13 protein-coding genes and 3 pseudogenes are annotated in these 14007 nt (G+C 71.3%); 6 read left to right on the top strand and 10 right to left on the bottom strand.

Going from position 1 to position 14007, the window contains the following annotated elements; all coding sequences use genetic code 11:
• Nucleotides 1-82 precede the first annotated feature (82 nt).
• Nucleotides 83-1561 carry a flavin-containing monooxygenase gene (locus tag GCL84_RS20705; protein WP_156757172.1) on the bottom strand — a complete coding sequence of 493 codons (1479 nt, stop codon included), beginning with the start codon at nt 1559-1561 and terminating at the stop codon, nt 83-85.
• Nucleotides 1562-1670: 109 nt separating this feature from the next.
• Here GCL84_RS20705 and GCL84_RS20700 point away from each other — a divergent pair, with 109 nt between their 5' ends.
• Together GCL84_RS20700 and GCL84_RS20695 are read left to right on the top strand one after the other, a co-directional pair.
• Nucleotides 1671-2555 carry an alpha/beta hydrolase gene (locus tag GCL84_RS20700; RefSeq protein ID WP_235926516.1) on the top strand — a complete coding sequence of 295 codons (885 nt, stop codon included), beginning with the start codon at nt 1671-1673 and terminating at the stop codon, nt 2553-2555.
• Between the two features lie 50 nt (nt 2556-2605).
• Nucleotides 2606-2953, top strand: coding sequence for a PspA/IM30 family protein (locus GCL84_RS20695; protein WP_235926515.1), 348 nt, complete (start codon nt 2606-2608; stop codon nt 2951-2953).
• Between the two features lie 10 nt (nt 2954-2963).
• Here the strand turns inward: GCL84_RS20695 and GCL84_RS20690 are convergent, their stop codons facing one another.
• The 4 genes from GCL84_RS20690 to GCL84_RS20675 all read right to left on the bottom strand — a co-directional run bounded on the left by GCL84_RS20690 (nt 2964) and on the right by GCL84_RS20675 (nt 5361).
• Nucleotides 2964-3455, bottom strand: coding sequence for a maleylpyruvate isomerase family mycothiol-dependent enzyme (locus GCL84_RS20690; protein ID WP_156757170.1), 492 nt, complete (start codon nt 3453-3455; stop codon nt 2964-2966).
• A 101-nt stretch (nt 3456-3556) separates the two neighbouring features.
• A complete protein-coding gene (locus GCL84_RS20685) occupies nt 3557-3958 on the bottom strand; it encodes a hypothetical protein (RefSeq protein WP_156757169.1) in 402 nt (133 codons plus the stop codon).
• A complete protein-coding gene (locus GCL84_RS20680; RefSeq protein ID WP_156757168.1) occupies nt 3955-4671 on the bottom strand; it encodes an SDR family oxidoreductase in 717 nt (238 codons plus the stop codon). Before GCL84_RS20680 ends, GCL84_RS20685 begins: the two co-directional genes overlap by 4 nt.
• A 66-nt stretch (nt 4672-4737) precedes the next feature.
• Nucleotides 4738-5361: a TetR/AcrR family transcriptional regulator gene (locus tag GCL84_RS20675; protein ID WP_156757167.1), complete on the bottom strand. Its 624-nt coding sequence runs from the start codon at nt 5359-5361 to the stop codon at nt 4738-4740.
• Between the two features lie 102 nt (nt 5362-5463).
• Here GCL84_RS20675 and GCL84_RS20670 point away from each other — a divergent pair, with 102 nt between their 5' ends.
• The 3 genes and pseudogenes from GCL84_RS20670 to GCL84_RS20660 all read left to right on the top strand — a co-directional run bounded on the left by GCL84_RS20670 (nt 5464) and on the right by GCL84_RS20660 (nt 9180).
• Nucleotides 5464-7041 (top strand): GMC oxidoreductase, encoded by a 1578-nt coding sequence (locus GCL84_RS20670; protein ID WP_156757166.1) that lies wholly within the window; start codon nt 5464-5466, stop codon nt 7039-7041.
• A 121-nt stretch (nt 7042-7162) separates the two neighbouring features.
• A pseudogene (locus GCL84_RS20665) lies at nt 7163-8058 on the top strand (IS982 family transposase).
• Between the two features lie 168 nt (nt 8059-8226).
• Complete coding sequence (locus GCL84_RS20660) at nt 8227-9180, top strand: hypothetical protein (RefSeq protein ID WP_156757165.1); 954 nt, start codon at nt 8227-8229, stop codon at nt 9178-9180.
• Between the two features lie 261 nt (nt 9181-9441).
• On the opposite strand, the gene GCL84_RS20655 is transcribed toward GCL84_RS20660, so the two are convergent.
• The gene (locus tag GCL84_RS20655; RefSeq protein ID WP_156757164.1) at nt 9442-11016 is read right to left on the bottom strand and encodes a putative glycoside hydrolase; all 1575 of its coding nucleotides are present in this window, start codon (nt 11014-11016) and stop codon (nt 9442-9444) included.
• A 127-nt stretch (nt 11017-11143) separates the two neighbouring features.
• Between GCL84_RS20655 and GCL84_RS20650 the strand changes: the two genes are divergently transcribed.
• Entirely contained in the window at nt 11144-12175 is a 1032-nt protein-coding gene (locus GCL84_RS20650; protein ID WP_156757163.1) for a polysaccharide deacetylase family protein, read from the top strand.
• A gap of 7 nt (nt 12176-12182) precedes the next feature.
• Here GCL84_RS20650 and GCL84_RS30210 read toward each other — a convergent pair whose 3' ends face one another.
• The 4 genes and pseudogenes from GCL84_RS30210 to GCL84_RS20640 all read right to left on the bottom strand — a co-directional run bounded on the left by GCL84_RS30210 (nt 12183) and on the right by GCL84_RS20640 (nt 13793).
• Entirely contained in the window at nt 12183-12362 is a 180-nt protein-coding gene (locus GCL84_RS30210; protein WP_235926513.1) for a hypothetical protein, read from the bottom strand.
• A gap of 170 nt (nt 12363-12532) precedes the next feature.
• Nucleotides 12533-12586 (bottom strand): annotated as a pseudogene (locus GCL84_RS30850) (hypothetical protein); the annotation flags it as partial.
• Between the two features lie 371 nt (nt 12587-12957).
• Nucleotides 12958-13008 (bottom strand): annotated as a pseudogene (locus GCL84_RS30835) (hypothetical protein); the annotation flags it as partial.
• Between the two features lie 254 nt (nt 13009-13262).
• Nucleotides 13263-13793, bottom strand: a complete 531-nt coding sequence (locus GCL84_RS20640) for an EF-hand domain-containing protein (protein ID WP_156757162.1) — start codon at nt 13791-13793, stop codon at nt 13263-13265.
• Between the last annotated feature and the right edge of the window lie 214 nt (nt 13794-14007).

Here is a 14007-nt window from a genome sequence, read left to right as displayed (position 1 = left end):
GTCCAGTCTTTGTCCTATTGAGAACCGACCGGAAACCACGGGCGGCGGTGAATTCCTGACGTGGGGTGTTGCCTGTTCCCGCTCAGGCGAAGCTGTAGTCGCTGAGCGGGAAGCCGCTCGCCTCGCGCTTGCCGTTGGCGGTGGAGGTGGGGCGCAGCAGGGCCGCATCCCCGTGCTGGTTGAAGTAGTAGCTCCGGGCGGGGGCGCAGTTGCCGAGGGCGAACACCGAGTCGCCGAGCAGGTCGGTCATCCGGTCCAGGAACGCGGCGTTGGCGCGCTCGGTGACCTCGAAGGTGTCCGCGCCGCGGCGCTGGAGTTCGCCGATCAGCCGCTTCATGTGCCGCATCTGGGACTCGATGGTCGAGAAGTAGGAGAGCCCGTTGTAGGAGTAGGGCGAGTTGAGGCTGATCAGGTTCGGGAAGCCGGGCACCGTGACGCCCGCGTAGGCCTGGAACCGGGTGTCGCGCCACCACGTGCCCAGGTCGAGGCCGTCGCGGCCGGTGATCGGGATGGCCGGGAAGTTGGTGTCCCACAGGTCGAACCCGGTGGCCAAGACCAAGGTGTCGACCTGGGTCTTGCGACCGTCGGCGGTGACGATCCCGTCGGCGGCGATGTGGTCGATGCGGGCGGTCTCGAGGTGGACGTTGTCCCGGTTGAACGCCGGGTAGTAGTCGTTGGAGAACGTGGGGCGCTTGCAGCCGAAGGAGTAGTCCGGGGTCAGCGCCTCGCGGGTGCGGCGGTCGCGGACCTGGCGGCGCAGGTGCAGCCGGGCGAGCACCTCGGCACCCTTGTTGGCGAGCTTGGCGCGCCGGTAGTTGAGCACGCCGACGACCATGATGACCTCGAGGACGGCCGAGTTGGCCGCGCGCGCGACCCGCTGCGTGAACGGGACCTTCGCGAACAGCCGCTGCACGACCTTGGGGATGCGCCCGTCGAGCTTGGGCGTGACCCAGATGGCTGTGCGCTGGTAGACGGTGAGGTCGGCGGCCGTGCGCGCGAGCTCGGGGATGAGCTGCACGGCGGTGGCCCCGGTGCCGATGACGGCGACGCGCCTGCCCGCGGCGTCGTACGAGTCGTCCCAGGCGGCGGTGTGCACGACGGTGCCCGCGAAGTCGTCGACTCCGGGGATGTCGGGCTTCTTGGGCTGGGACAGGAACCCGGTGGCGGTGAGCAGGAAGCGGGCGGCGACGGTCTCGCCGTCGTCGAGGCGCACGACCCACCGGCCCGCGGCCGCGTCCCACTCCGCGCCGAGCACGGTGGTGCCCAGGCGCAGGTGGCGGCGCAGGTCGTAGGTGTCGGCGACGTGCTCGGCGTACTTCTTCAGCTCCGGGCCGCGGGCGAACACGTGCGACCAGTGCGGGTTCGGCGCGAAGGAGTAGGAGTAGGTCACCGACGCGATGTCGACGGCCAGGCCCGGGTAGTGGTTGACGTGCCAGGTGCCGCCGACCCCGTCCTCCCGGTCGACGATCAGCAGGTCGGTGTAGCCCAGCTCGCGAAGCGCGATCGCCGCCCCGAGACCGCCGAAGCCGGCGCCGACCACAACGGCGTCACAGGTGCGCATCCGTGCCTCCACGATGAGGTTGACCAGAAGCTACTCATCGGTAGGCTATCGCCGGGGCCGGGTGCTGACAACGGTCGATGGCGAGGTGGACCAGGGCGGAGGGGCAGTCGTGCGCACCGAGGTGACATTCCCGTCCGGGGGGACGACCTGCGCGGCCTGGCTGTACCCGGCCGCCGAGCCCGGAGCCATGGTCATCCTGGGCCACGGCCTCGGCGCCACCAGGGAGATGGGCCTCGACGCCTTCGCCACCCGCTTCGTCGAGGCCGGGATCTCCGCGCTGGTCTTCGACTACCGGCACTTCGGCGCCAGCGGCGGCAAGCCCCGCCAACTGCTCGACATCAACCGCCAGCTCGCCGACTGGGCCGCCGCGATCGCCTACGCCCGCACCCTGCCCGACGTCGACCCGACCCGGGTCGCGCTGTGGGGCTCGTCCTTCGGCGGCGGACACGTCCTGACCGCCGCGGCCCGGGACAAGAAGGTCGCCGCGGTCGTGTCCCAGTGCCCGTTCACCAACGGCCCCGCCTCGGTGCGCGCCCTGGGCCTCAAGAGCCTGCTCAAGCTCATGCCCGCCGTCCTGCGCGACCAGTTCGGCGCCCTCCTCGGCCGTTCCCCCACCCTGGTCCCGCTGGTCGGCCCGCCCGGCTCGGCCGCGCTGATGACCGCGCCCGACGCCGAGCCCGGCTACCGCGCCCTGTTCCCCGCCGCGGGCTTCCCGGACCGGGTCGCGGGCCGCATCGGGCTGCACATCGGCCGCTACCTGCCCGGCCGCAGCGCCGCCAGGATCACCTGCCCGGTCCTGTTCGCGGTGTGCTCCCGGGACTCGGTCGCCCCGGCAGGCCCGACCCTGCGCTACGCCGCCAAGGCCCCGCGCGGCTCGGTCGTGGAGTACCCGGTCGGCCACTTCGACATCTACCGCGGCGAGCCGTTCGAGCGGGCCGTCGCCGACCAGGTCGAGTTCCTGGTCCGCGAACTCGCTCCGCCCGCGCGCCACTGACCCCTCCGGCTATGGTCGGTGGGGAGCACCGACCCGGATGGAGCACCCCCATGACGAACCCCGACCCCCAGGCCGACCCCGAGGCCCGGGACTCGCAGACCCCTCAGACCCAGGACGCCCCGGTCGACGCGGAGATCGTCGAGGAGCCCTCCGCCGTCGTCCCCGCCTCCCCCGCCACCCAGCTCCCCGATCCGGACTACACCGAGGGCGGTGTGCCCAGCTTCGACTACGTCCGCTCCCGCATCGAGGGCCGCTCGGCCACCGCCGAGGGCTCCCAGGAGCTGGCGGGCCTGGGCGGCAGCGGCCCGGACGTGAAGTCCCTCGACGAGGAACTGGACAAGCGCAAGAAGGCGGGCGCCGACAAGCTCGCCGAGATCCGCAAGTCGATGGGCCTCTGACCACCCGTTCTCAGGCGGGGTCGCGGCCGGTGGTGGCGAGCACGCGGTCCAGCAGGCAGGCGTCCGGCGCGACCGGGACCGGCGGCCCCCACAGCTCCGGCACCGGGGCCGAGGGGATGAACTCGGTGACGTGGTCCAGGCACAGCCGCAGGGTCTCGTCGGGGAAGGCGACCGGCTGACCCGTGGCGCGAGCCAGGTCCCAGCCGTGGACGACGAGTTCCGTGAGGACGATCCGCCCCCAGGTGGCGTTCGACAGGTCGAACAACCCGGTGCCCGTCCAGGCGCCGGGGGCCGACCACTCCGCCGCCAGGGCACGCACTCTGCCCGCCGTCGCGGCGGGATGAGTGGGCAGGCGCTCCTGGACACCGGCGACCTCGTCGAGGTGGGCCAGGAGGTCCGCGACCGAGAACCCGGCGCAGGGCGTGGCGGCGGCGTAGTGGTCGGGGGTGACGCGGGCGATCACGGTCGCGGTGGCGTCGGCGGCGGGGTGCAGGTCGAACATGGCGCTCCTTCGTCGGGGTCACCAGGTACGACCGGCCGCGGGCCCCGAACTCATCGGCGCCCGCCGATCGGGTCGTGCGCGCCGTCCCCGCCCCACCGGCGTCACGCTCGCTTGCGCTGCGGCACGAGCAAAGCAGCCCCCATCACGACGAACAAGCTGAGCACGACGACGTTCAACACCTGGTCGCGCAGCGAGTACATGTGCAGGTGCCGCAGGTGGTAGACCAAGTGCAGGACGCTGAACACCACCCAGCCCCACCCGGCCAGCACCGTGTCGGCGGGGCGACGCGCGGCGACCAGGCTCAGCACGCCGAACCCCAGGTAGAACGCGCCGACGTCGGCGACGAGGTGCTCGTTGAACGGGCCGAGCACCGGCAGCCACGTCAGCCCGAAGCCGGGGAAGGTGGCGTACCAGTGGGCGGGCGCGAAGTAGCACCACACACCGATGCCGATGGCGGAGACCGCGAAGACGACCAGGAGCCCGCGGCGGACGGCGGGGCTCACCGGGCCAGCCACTCGTCGAAGGTCTGCTTGCCGCGCGCTCCCGGGCCGGTCGGCAGCAGGCCGCCCGCGCGGATCTGCTTGCCGACGGCCCCGGGCAGCGCGACCGGCACGAGCAGTCCGCGAATCCGCGAGGCCTGCTTCACCTTGCGGATCAGGTCGGCCATGTCGTGCTCGTCCGGTCCGGCCAGGTCCTCGGCCCGGCCTACCGGCGGCCCCTCGGCCAGGTCGACGAGCGCCTCGCCCACCTCGCGCGCCGCGACCGGCTGGCTGCGCATCCTCGGCGCGAGGATGAACGGGCCCTTCCTGGTCCGCTCGAGCATCTGCCCGGCGAACTCGTGGAACTGCGTCGCCCGCAGGACGGTGCCGCGCGGGTCGGCCAGCACCAGTTCCTCCTGGCGGCGCTTGCCCTCGTAGTAGCCCATGTCGACGACGTCGCAGCCGACGATCGACAGCGCGACCAGGTGCGGCGCCGGGGTCGCGAGCAGGGTGCGGGTCACCGCCTCGAAGAACCGGGTCGAGGTGTCGGCGCTCGCGGTCCGCACGCTCGAGGCGTCCACCACGGCGTCGACCCCGGCCAGGTCGAGCCCCTCCCCCGTCACCAGGTCGACGCCCGCCGAGCGGGCGAGGACGAGCACCTCGTGCCCCCGTTCGCGCGCCACCTCCACCACGTGCCGCCCCACCGCGCCGGTCCCACCGGCTACCGCGATCCGCATGACCTGTCTCCCTCGTCTCGGTCTCACCACTTGGACGAGACAGCCGGTCGAGGTGTGACAGCGGCGTCAGCCCTGGTGCGGGGCGCTGGGGTCCTCGACGGCGCCGCGGTGCCCGGCCGGGGCGAACAGGCCGTCGACGACCGCGACGACCAGGCGCTGGGTGGAGGCGACGCGGTCGCGGGTGTACGGGCCGGTGGCCATGGCGCCCTCGATCATCTCGAAGACGAGTTCCAGGTCGGCGATGACCAGGTCCGGCCGCAGCTCGCCGCGGGCCTGGGACTGGTGGAAGGCGGGTTCGAGCTCGCGGGTGAGGACGCCGACGTGGCGGAGCTGCTCGCCGGGCGGCATCTCCTGGAACAGCCGCACCAGGGGACGGCGGGTGACCTGGGCGGACAGGATCGCGCGCAGCAGGTCACGCAGGGGCAGCTCGCCGTCGAGGCAGCACCTGACCGCGGCGCGGATGGCGGCCACGTGCCGGTCTGCGATCGCGACGCCGAGGGCGTGCCGGTCGGGGAAGTGCCGGTAGACCGTCGCCCGGCCCAGTCCGGCGCGGCGGGCGACCTCGTCGAGCGAGGCGAACTCGGCGCTCTCGGCGAAGACCTCGTCGGCGACGCGCAGGATGGTCTCGCGGTTGCGCCTGGCGTCGACTCGACGGGGTGACGGCGGGCACGACGACGGGAACGCGGCCATGCGCCCCGACCCTACTGGCCGGTAGTGAGATCGGCAATCAGTTCTTTCTCTCGGATGGCCTTCCTAGACTCCGGCCAGTCGTCAACCGCGAGGAGACCCAGCATGTCCAGCCTCAACCGCCGTTCCGTCCTGCGTGGCGCCGCTGCCGCCGCGGGCCTGTCCCTGGTGGGCGGTGGCGTGGCGATCGCGGGCGGCCGGGTCAGGACGACCAGGGAGCGGCACCGCGTCGTCGTCATCGGCTCCGGGTTCGGCGGCGGGGTGGCCGCGCTGCGGCTGGCCGAGGCGGGTGTGCCGGTGCACGTGCTCGAACGCGGCGTGCGCTGGCCGAGCGGGCCGAACGCGGAGACGTTCCCGCACGTGGCGTCGCCGGACAAGCGGATCTTCTGGCTGGGCAGCTCGCCATCGCTGCCCGGTCTGCCCGACATCCCGTTCGAGCGCTACACCGGTCTGCTCGAGAGCGTGCCGGGCAACGGGATGACCATCATGTGCGCGGCGGGCGTCGGCGGCGGGTCGCTGGTGTACCAGGGCATGACGCTCCAGCCGACCGAGGAGCTGTTCAACGCGAGCCTGCCCGAGCGGCTCGACTGGAAGCGCATGGACGAGGTGCACTACCCGCGGGTGGCGCGGATGCTGCGGCTGCGGACGGCGCCGGACGAGCTGATCAACAGCAAGACCTACGCGGCGGCGCGCGTCTTCGCCCGCAACGCCCAGCGCAACGGCTTCGACGTGGAGAAGATCCCAATGCCGATCGACTGGGACTTCGCGCTGCGCGAACTCAAGGGCGAGATGAAGCCCTCCTACACCAACGGCGACTGCGCGCTGGGCGTCAACAACGGCGGCAAGCACTCGGTGGACGTCACCTACATCGCCGCGGCCGAGGCCACCGGGCGCTGCACGGTGGCCACCCAGCACAACGTCACCGACATCGCGCGGACCCCGGACGGCACCTGGGAGATCCACGCCAACCGCATCCACACCGACGGCACGGTGCTGGAGAAGAAGATCCTCACCGCGGGCGCCCTGGTCATGGCGGCGGGCCAGGCCGGGACGACCCGGCTGCTGATGCGCGCGGGGGCCAAGGGCGCCATCCCCGACCTGCCCGACGGCCTCGGCGCGGGCTGGGGCTCCAACGGCGACCGGATCTACACCTGGACCAGCCTGGCCGAGGACTTCGGCCCGCTGCAGGGCGGCCCGGTCGTCTACGGCAGCAAGGAGTGGACCGGCACGGCCACCCCCAACACCGTCATCCAGGCGTCCCTGCCCGCCCCGCTGACCAGCCTGCGCACCACCATGCTCGTCGGCTACGGCGTCAGCCAGGGCCGCGGCACCTTCACCTACGACGCCGCGAAGGACGACGCAATCCTGCAGTGGCCCAAGAACGCCGACGCCGACCTGGCCAAGCGCATCGACCAACGCGTCAAGGCCATCGCGGGCCCGCTGTCGACCGTCATCGACACCACCGGCATCGCCCCCAACACCTGGCACCCCCTCGGCGGCGCCAACATGGGCACGGTCTGCGACCTCGAGGGCCGCGTCCAGGGCCAGCGCGGCCTCTACGTCCTCGACGGCGCGCTGATCCCGGGCTCCACCGCCGCCTGCAACCCCTCGATGACCATCGCCGCCGTCGCCGAGCGAGCCCTCGACGCCATCGTCGCCAAGGACGTCGGCCCCGTCTTCTAGCTGGGTGGGTCCACGGGGCGGGTGTTCGCGCAGGCAGGGCGAGGGCGTCCGCGGACTAGATGAGTAAGTCCTAGGTTGGGATGGTGTCTGGGCATGGCAGAAGGGTGATCAAGATCAGTTTGTGACGACCGACCTGAACACCCTTCTGGCCGCACTCCACGTCAAGATCGACGACCACCTGGGCGGGGCCGCCCGCAGGGGGCGTCCGCCGAGGTTGACCGATGCCGAGTTGCTCACGGTGGCGGTGGCCCAAGCGATGTTGGGGTTCACCTCCGAGGCCCGGTGGTTGAGGTTCCTGCCACGCCAAATGCCCGGGGCGTTCCCGCACCTGGCCCCAGCAGTCCGGGTACAACAAGCCCCTCCGTGGCGCGGTCCCGTTGCTCAAACGGGTCATCCGGGCCCTGGCCGTCGACACCGACCTGTTCGCCGATGACACCTGGATCGTGGACTCCACCCCGATCGAGTGCGGCCGGTCCCGCGAGACCGCGAAACGCTCGGAGCTGGCCGTGTGGGCAGGCTATGGGTACTGCGCCAGCCACTCCCGGTTCTTCTGGGGCCTGCGCCTGCACCTGATCACCACCCCCGCCGGACTCCCGATCACCTGGGCGTTGACCGACCCGAAACTTGACGAACGCCAAGTCCTGATGGCGATGCTCGACCACTACCCCAGCCTGCTCGCCAACCGCCCCGGCCTGCTGATCCTCGGCGACAAGGGCCACCGCTCAGCCGAACTCGACCACTTCCTGCACGAGCGCGGGGTGGGCCTGCTGCGACCGAACTACCGCAACCACACACCCCGACCAGGCCAACACCTACTCACACCCTTCCGGCAGCTCATCGAATCCGTGTTCGACACCCTCAAAGGCCAACTCGACCTCGAACACCACGGCGGACGCACCATCGACGGCGTCACCCCCGCATCGCTCAACGCCTCCTCGCCCTCACCGCCACCATCTGGCACAACCGGGCCACCGGCCAACCCATCACCCGATATCCCTAACCGTCTACAACCACTAACCCAAATAGGACTTACTCATCTAGCGAACCGATCATGCTGCTGTGACGGGGTGCCGACGAACATCCAGGTGGCCGGGAGGCCCCCGGCCACCCTCACCTGGTTCCCACACCGTGCCATGATCTACTTCGTTTCAACCCCTGAAACACGGCTGATGCGAAGGAGCGATGGTGGCCCGGTACGCCTACGTCTATGTCGGAAGCCAGGCTCAGACCAACTTCGACATCGGCTTGGCGAAGCGCACGTGGGGTTGGAAGACCGACTCCCACGGCGAGGAAGTCGCCCGGACCATGGCGTGGCTGCGGCGGCCGCACGGCCTGACCTGGCTGGTGTTCGCTCGGGAGTTCCAGACATTGACGCCGCCCAGCGGGTGGCCGAGGACACCGTCGGACAACGTGGCCTGGGTCAGCGCCTTCCTGAAGTCGATCACGCTGGCGCAGGTGACCGGCCCGCTGCGCGAGGACCACACCCCACTGTGGCCCGATGACACATACCCGTTCCGGGTGCCGCTCGGGTCGCTGGTCGAACTGCCCGCGATCCCGCCCGGCGGTCTGCGGACCGAAGTGCTGGCGACAGCCCGCGACGCCATGCTGCGGCGCGGACTCCCCCTGCTGGGCCCAACACCCATCGCCGAGACGGACCCCGTCCTCGACGAGATCGACGACGAACCTGGCGAGGACGTCTCCGACCGGCTGCTCGACGGCTTGGACGGTTTGGACGGGGTGGCCAGGACAATCGTTCGCAAGGAGCAGCGGCGACTGCGTCGAAAGCGTTTCGGGGACGCGGAGTCGATTCCCTGCAGCCTTTGTCACCGCGAGCTCCCGGTCGGGTTGCTGCGGCTCGCTCACATCAAGCGCCGGGCGGACGCCACGACAGAGGAACGACTCAACCTGGCTAACACGATGGCCGCCTGCACCCTGGGGTGCGATGAGTTGTTCGAACGCGGTTACCTGCTCGTCGATGTCCAAGGCCACCTGCGGCGCAATCCCGGCATGCCGAAGGTCACCGTCGACCTGGATGGAGCATTGGCCCGGCTTGACGGGCGGACGGTGTTGGAACACTCCCCCGCCTCCGCGCCGTTCTTCGCCGCGCACGCTGCCAGGCACAGCAACGCCATGCGCTGACCAGCCCTCAGTGCGACTGGCTCCGCTGACAGCCGCCTCGATTCCGATCGTGCTCATAGCGCCGCGAGAACGGCAGCCGATCCTCCGTGTGCAGGTGCGGATGCCCCGAGAACGGGTCCCGGGACATCCGCATGACTTACAGGACTCACTTGACCGCGTCCCTGCCACGAGGCCGCGACCGCGCGTCTCCAGGTTGGTGGAACCGCTGAATCGGTCCTGACCTATGGATCACCGATGCCCCGCTCGCGTCGTGCAGGACTGTCAGGGTGCGGGCGTGAGACCTGCCGACTCGTAGCGGCAGCTCGCGTTCCACAGCAGGAACGAGCTGGCCCCGCTGTCCTTGGACGCCTGGATCTGTGCTTGGACCTCGGCGGGGCCGTAGGTCTTGCGCAGCGAGAACGCCTGGAGCCAGGGGATGACCTGTGTGCCGCTGTCCTTGGCCTTGGCCACGAACTCCGCCACCGAGCGGGCGGTGATGTCGTAGGGCTGCGACTCCGGCTGCGCCACGCCGTACTCGCCCGGTCCCCAGTGCGAGGGGTAGACCATCGGGGCGATGTAGTCCACGTGCTCGGCCATCATCGGGATGTCCTGGGCCACCGGGCCGGGGCGGGAGGCGGCGATGCCGAAGACCGACGCGCCGAGGAAGGCGCCCTTGGCCCGCACGGTGTCGCGGCTCTTGGCGAGGAACGCGGTGATGGCCTGCTCCGGGGTGCCCTGCAGGCCGGGAATCTTCATCTGGGTCAGCGCGCCCTCGGGGCGGCGGATGTAGTCGTAGAGGATGTCGTCGAAGCCGATTTCCGCCGCCTCGGTGGCGAGGTCGGCGTTGTAGGCCACGACCTCGGGGTTGGCGAAGTTGGTGAAGGCGAAGTCGCCGTAGCCGCCTGACCAGGGCTTGCCGTCCTGGGTCTGGACGACGCGATCGGTCTTGCCCGCTGTCCACGACGCCTTGGCCAGGATCGGGTCGCGGAAGGCGACGAGCCTGCCGACCACCCGGATGCCCTCGCTGTGGAGCTGGTCGACGACGGCCTTGGCGTCGTAGTGGTCGCGGGTGGCGCCGATCTCGCGGGCCAGCGGGACCTGGGACTGGTAGCCGACCTCGCCGCTCTCGTCCTTGATGTCGAGCTGGATGGTGTTGATCCGGCCCTCGCGCGCCATCCGCAGGACCGGCTCGCGCAGCGCGTCCGACGTCCACGCCATCGCGGTCATGTGCACCGCCTTCATGCCGGGGTGGCGCACCGGCACGGCGTACTCCTGCTTGGCGCTGTTGCCCGCCTCGTCGCGGGCGGACAGCAGCACCCTGGCGGGGGCCTTGGCGAACTGGACGGCGAACGCGCCGTCGTCCGCGAGCGGGACCGGCTGGTCGTCGGCGGTCAGGACCGCGGCCCCGTTCGCCTTGCCCTTGAGGGTGAAGGGCTTGCGGGGGTCGCTGACCGCGATGGGCTCGACCACCAGCTCAGGCGCGGTGCCGTCGACGGTGAAGCGCACGGTGGCCTCGCGGTCGGGCATCATCCGGGCGGGCACCCGGGCGGAGAGGCTGTGCTCCCCGTCGGGCAGCACCGGGTCGTCGAGCAGCAACCGGTCGCCGTCGCGGCGGGTCTGCACGGGCTCGCCGTCGAGGAGCACCTCGACGTCGGCGAGGTCGTGCCCCTCCGGCGCGCTGACGCCGAGCGCGCGCACGGCGTCGGTGGTCACGGTGGCGCCCTCGTCCACCCCGGAGACCACCGGGTCGGCCGCGGACAGCGCCCGGATGCCCAGCGGCGCCACGATCGCCAGCGTGACCAGCAGCCCGATGAGCAACGGCACCGCGCGCCGCCTGCGGCTAGCCTGAGTTACCACGTGAGAATCCCTCCACTGGCGGTTTCACCTCATCATTCCCCGTTCGGCGGCGACGTAATCAGAGGTCATACTTTCGTGTGCCCGCGTTGCGCCGGGCAGGCGCCCGGTCGACGGTGGAGAGGTGATCATGACTGAGCTGAGGACCGCCGGGCGGGTGTCGGCCGCCGTCGCCGTGCTCGCCCTCGCCACCGCCTGCGCGGGTTCCGACGCCGCGGGCCCGGGTGCCCCGGCCACCTCGGTCACCCCGGAAGCGCAGGTCACCTCCACCAGCCCGCCGCCCCCCGCGCCGCAGGAGGTCTCGGCGAACGAGCTGGGCCAGGTGCCGGTCCTGATGTACCACCGCGTCGTCGCCGACCCGCGCAGCGTCTACGACCGCACCCCCGCCGACTTCCGCGCCGAACTCGAACGCCTGGCCGGTGAGGGCTACGTGACCGTCACGGCGGCGCAGTACGCCAAGGGGGAGATCGACATCCCCGCGGGCGCCCACCCGGTCGTGCTCACCTTCGACGACGCCGACCCCTCCCAGTTCGCGCTCGCCGCGGACGGCAGCCCGGTGGCGGGCACCGCGGTCGCGATCATGCGCGAGGTGGCCGCCGCCCACCCCGACTTCCGCGGGGTCGGCAGCTTCTTCGTCAACGCCGACCCGTTCGGCGACCCCGGCGGCCTCCGGACGATCCCGTGGCTGCGGGCGCACGGCATGGAGGTCGGCAACCACACCCTGACCCACGTCAACCTGCGCACCGCGGGCCCCGCGGCCGCCCAGCAGGACATCGCCCGGGGCGATCAGGCCATCCGCCGGGCGGGCGGCGAGCCCGAGGTCCTCGCCCTGCCCTTCGGCATCCTCCCCAGTGAACCCGGCTTGGCCGTCGACGGCGCCGCCGACGGCGTCGAGTACCACTACCGGGGCGCGCTGCTGGTGGGCGCCAACCCCGCCCCCTCGCCCTACTCCGGCGACTTCGACCCGGTGCGCATCCCGCGCATCCGGTCCCAGGCGGCCACGGGCAAGGAGGCCGAACTCGCCTCGACGGTGTGGCTGGACAAGCTCGCCGCCGACCCCGCCTCGCGCTTCACCTCCGACGGCGTGGCCGAACGGGTGTCCTTCCCGCAGGACGCGGGCGTGGTGGCGGACGCTTTCCAAGCCCGCGCCCAGGCCTACTGACACGGGCTCACGGCTTGGCCGCGAACACCCACCGGTCGGACGCCGTGTCGCTGTCCGGTCGGGGGCCCCGGTCGAACGAGCGGAGGAAGTCGGCGGGGGCGCGGGTGGTGGTCGACCAGCCCCGGGCGCCGAGGTCGGCGGCGGAATCGGGGCGTGGCTCGCCGTCGAACAGCGCGAGCATGTCCACGCCGATCTGCTGCTTCGCGTGGCGTAGAGCGGGTTGCCGCGCACCCGCGCCGAGCCCAGGTCGAACTTGACCTCGTAGGCCAGCTCGCTGCCCGGGACGGTCAGGCCGTCGATGGCGTCGACAAGGCGCCTCTCGGCGTCCGCCGGGAGGTAGAGCAGCAGCCCCTCGGCCAGCCAGGCGCTGCGGGCGGTGGGGTCGAAACCGGCGTCGAGCAGCGCGCCCACCCAGTCATCGCGCAGGTCGGCGGGAACGGTCCTGCGGGTGGTCGACGGCGTGGCGCCCTCCCCCGGAGCACCTCGTCCTTGAACGCGAGCACCCCGTCCCGGTTAACCTCGTGGACGACGCGGCCCGGGGGCCAGTCGAGGCGGAAGGCGCGGGAGTCGAGCCCGGCCCCCGAGCAGCACGACCTGCCGGGCGCCCGCGCGGGTGGCGCGGAGCAGGTAGTCGTCGAAGACCCTGGTGCGCAGGCCGAAGTAGCGCGCCAGTCCACCCCACAGCGGGCTCGCGTCGCCGTCGGGCGCGTCTCCTCGATCCGCACCGGCCAGTCGGCGGAGGCCTGCGCCGCGCGCACGAAGTGCTCCGCGTACGAGTCCTGGGCCACCGAGTCGTGCCGGTGGGTCTCGATGGCCCGGGCGGCGGCGACCATCAGCGCGGTCCGGCCGACGCCGTGGTCCACCCCGGCCGCACCTGCCCCGACTCCTTCCACGTGTTCTCCTCTCCGGCAAGGGTTATCACGCGCGCGATCACACCAAGGTCTGCTGCGTTCCGGTTAATCGGGCGGGACTGGTCGGCACCGAGCGATTTCAGCGAGAATAGGAGCGGCGGGGCCGGGGAACGGGTGAGGGCGGATGTGGTCGTGGATTGTTTACCGCACGGCCCCGGAGGACCGCGGGCGTGCGATCAGGCCGGGGCGGGGATCAGGTGGTCGCCCACGATGCCCGCCTTGTCCGGGCTGTAGTAGTCCTTGATCCCGGCGACCCAGGTGAGCACCCGGATCTGGTCCGCCTCGGTGGGCTCGAAGGCGTCGAAGACGGTGTTGATGTTGTCGAAACCGAACCCGACCGCCGTCATCAGCGCCACGAAGTCCGGGCGGTCGATGAGCCCGTCGCCGTCCGGGTCCCCGAGCGTGGCGAGCGCCTCGGCGAAGTCGGTGAGCGTGTCGTCGAAGCGCTCCGGGGACAGGACGCAGGCGGAGTACTCCTCCAGGCTGACCCGGCCGTCGCGGTCGGCGTCCAATTCCGCCGCCAGCAGCGCCCAGTGCTTCCGGTAAGCGGTGGTCATCGCCTTCTTCGCCGCCTCGCTCGCCCGGGGGACCGCGGCGACAACGCGTTCCGCCGTCAACTCGAAGTCGTCGGATTCGATGTGCCCGTTGTTGTTCGAGTCCAGGAGCGTGAAGATGAGCCTGGCCCGCTTCAGCGCCTCGCTGCGCATAAGGTCCTCCAGTTCCGCCACGGTTGTTCGCCGATACCGGTTGGGAACTATGCCAGACGGCAACGCTGTTTTCGGGCGCTAATCAAGAACCATCAGAAAGGGTGAATCGAGCACCCCATTTCGAGGTGAGTGGCGACGAGGCTTCCGTGGGAAAATAACCCACCTCACCAGGGGTTGCTTGGCACTCCTCGGAATCGCTTGTCAGCCGGTCGGC

The organism is Actinokineospora pegani (assembly GCF_009745975.1).
Classification (GTDB): Bacteria; Actinomycetota; Actinomycetes; order Mycobacteriales; family Pseudonocardiaceae; genus Actinokineospora; species Actinokineospora pegani.
Note: the sequence above shows the minus strand (reverse complement) of the source record. Positions and strands in the feature narration are given on the sequence as shown.

What these genes read in the sequence shown, in the direction of transcription:
- GCL84_RS20690 (WP_156757170.1), bottom strand. Translation starts at nt 3,455, where the DNA reads ATGTTCGACCTGCACCCCGCCGCCGACGCCACCGCGACCGTGATCGCC.
- GCL84_RS20695 (WP_235926515.1), top strand. Translation starts at nt 2,606, where the DNA reads ATGACGAACCCCGACCCCCAGGCCGACCCCGAGGCCCGGGACTCGCAG.
- GCL84_RS20705 (WP_156757172.1), bottom strand. Translation starts at nt 1,561, where the DNA reads ATGCGCACCTGTGACGCCGTTGTGGTCGGCGCCGGCTTCGGCGGTCTC.
- GCL84_RS20650 (WP_156757163.1), top strand. Translation starts at nt 11,144, where the DNA reads ATGACTGAGCTGAGGACCGCCGGGCGGGTGTCGGCCGCCGTCGCCGTG.
- GCL84_RS20670 (WP_156757166.1), top strand. Translation starts at nt 5,464, where the DNA reads ATGTCCAGCCTCAACCGCCGTTCCGTCCTGCGTGGCGCCGCTGCCGCC.
- GCL84_RS20640 (WP_156757162.1), bottom strand. Translation starts at nt 13,793, where the DNA reads ATGCGCAGCGAGGCGCTGAAGCGGGCCAGGCTCATCTTCACGCTCCTG.
- GCL84_RS20680 (WP_156757168.1), bottom strand. Translation starts at nt 4,671, where the DNA reads ATGCGGATCGCGGTAGCCGGTGGGACCGGCGCGGTGGGGCGGCACGTG.
- GCL84_RS20675 (WP_156757167.1), bottom strand. Translation starts at nt 5,361, where the DNA reads ATGGCCGCGTTCCCGTCGTCGTGCCCGCCGTCACCCCGTCGAGTCGAC.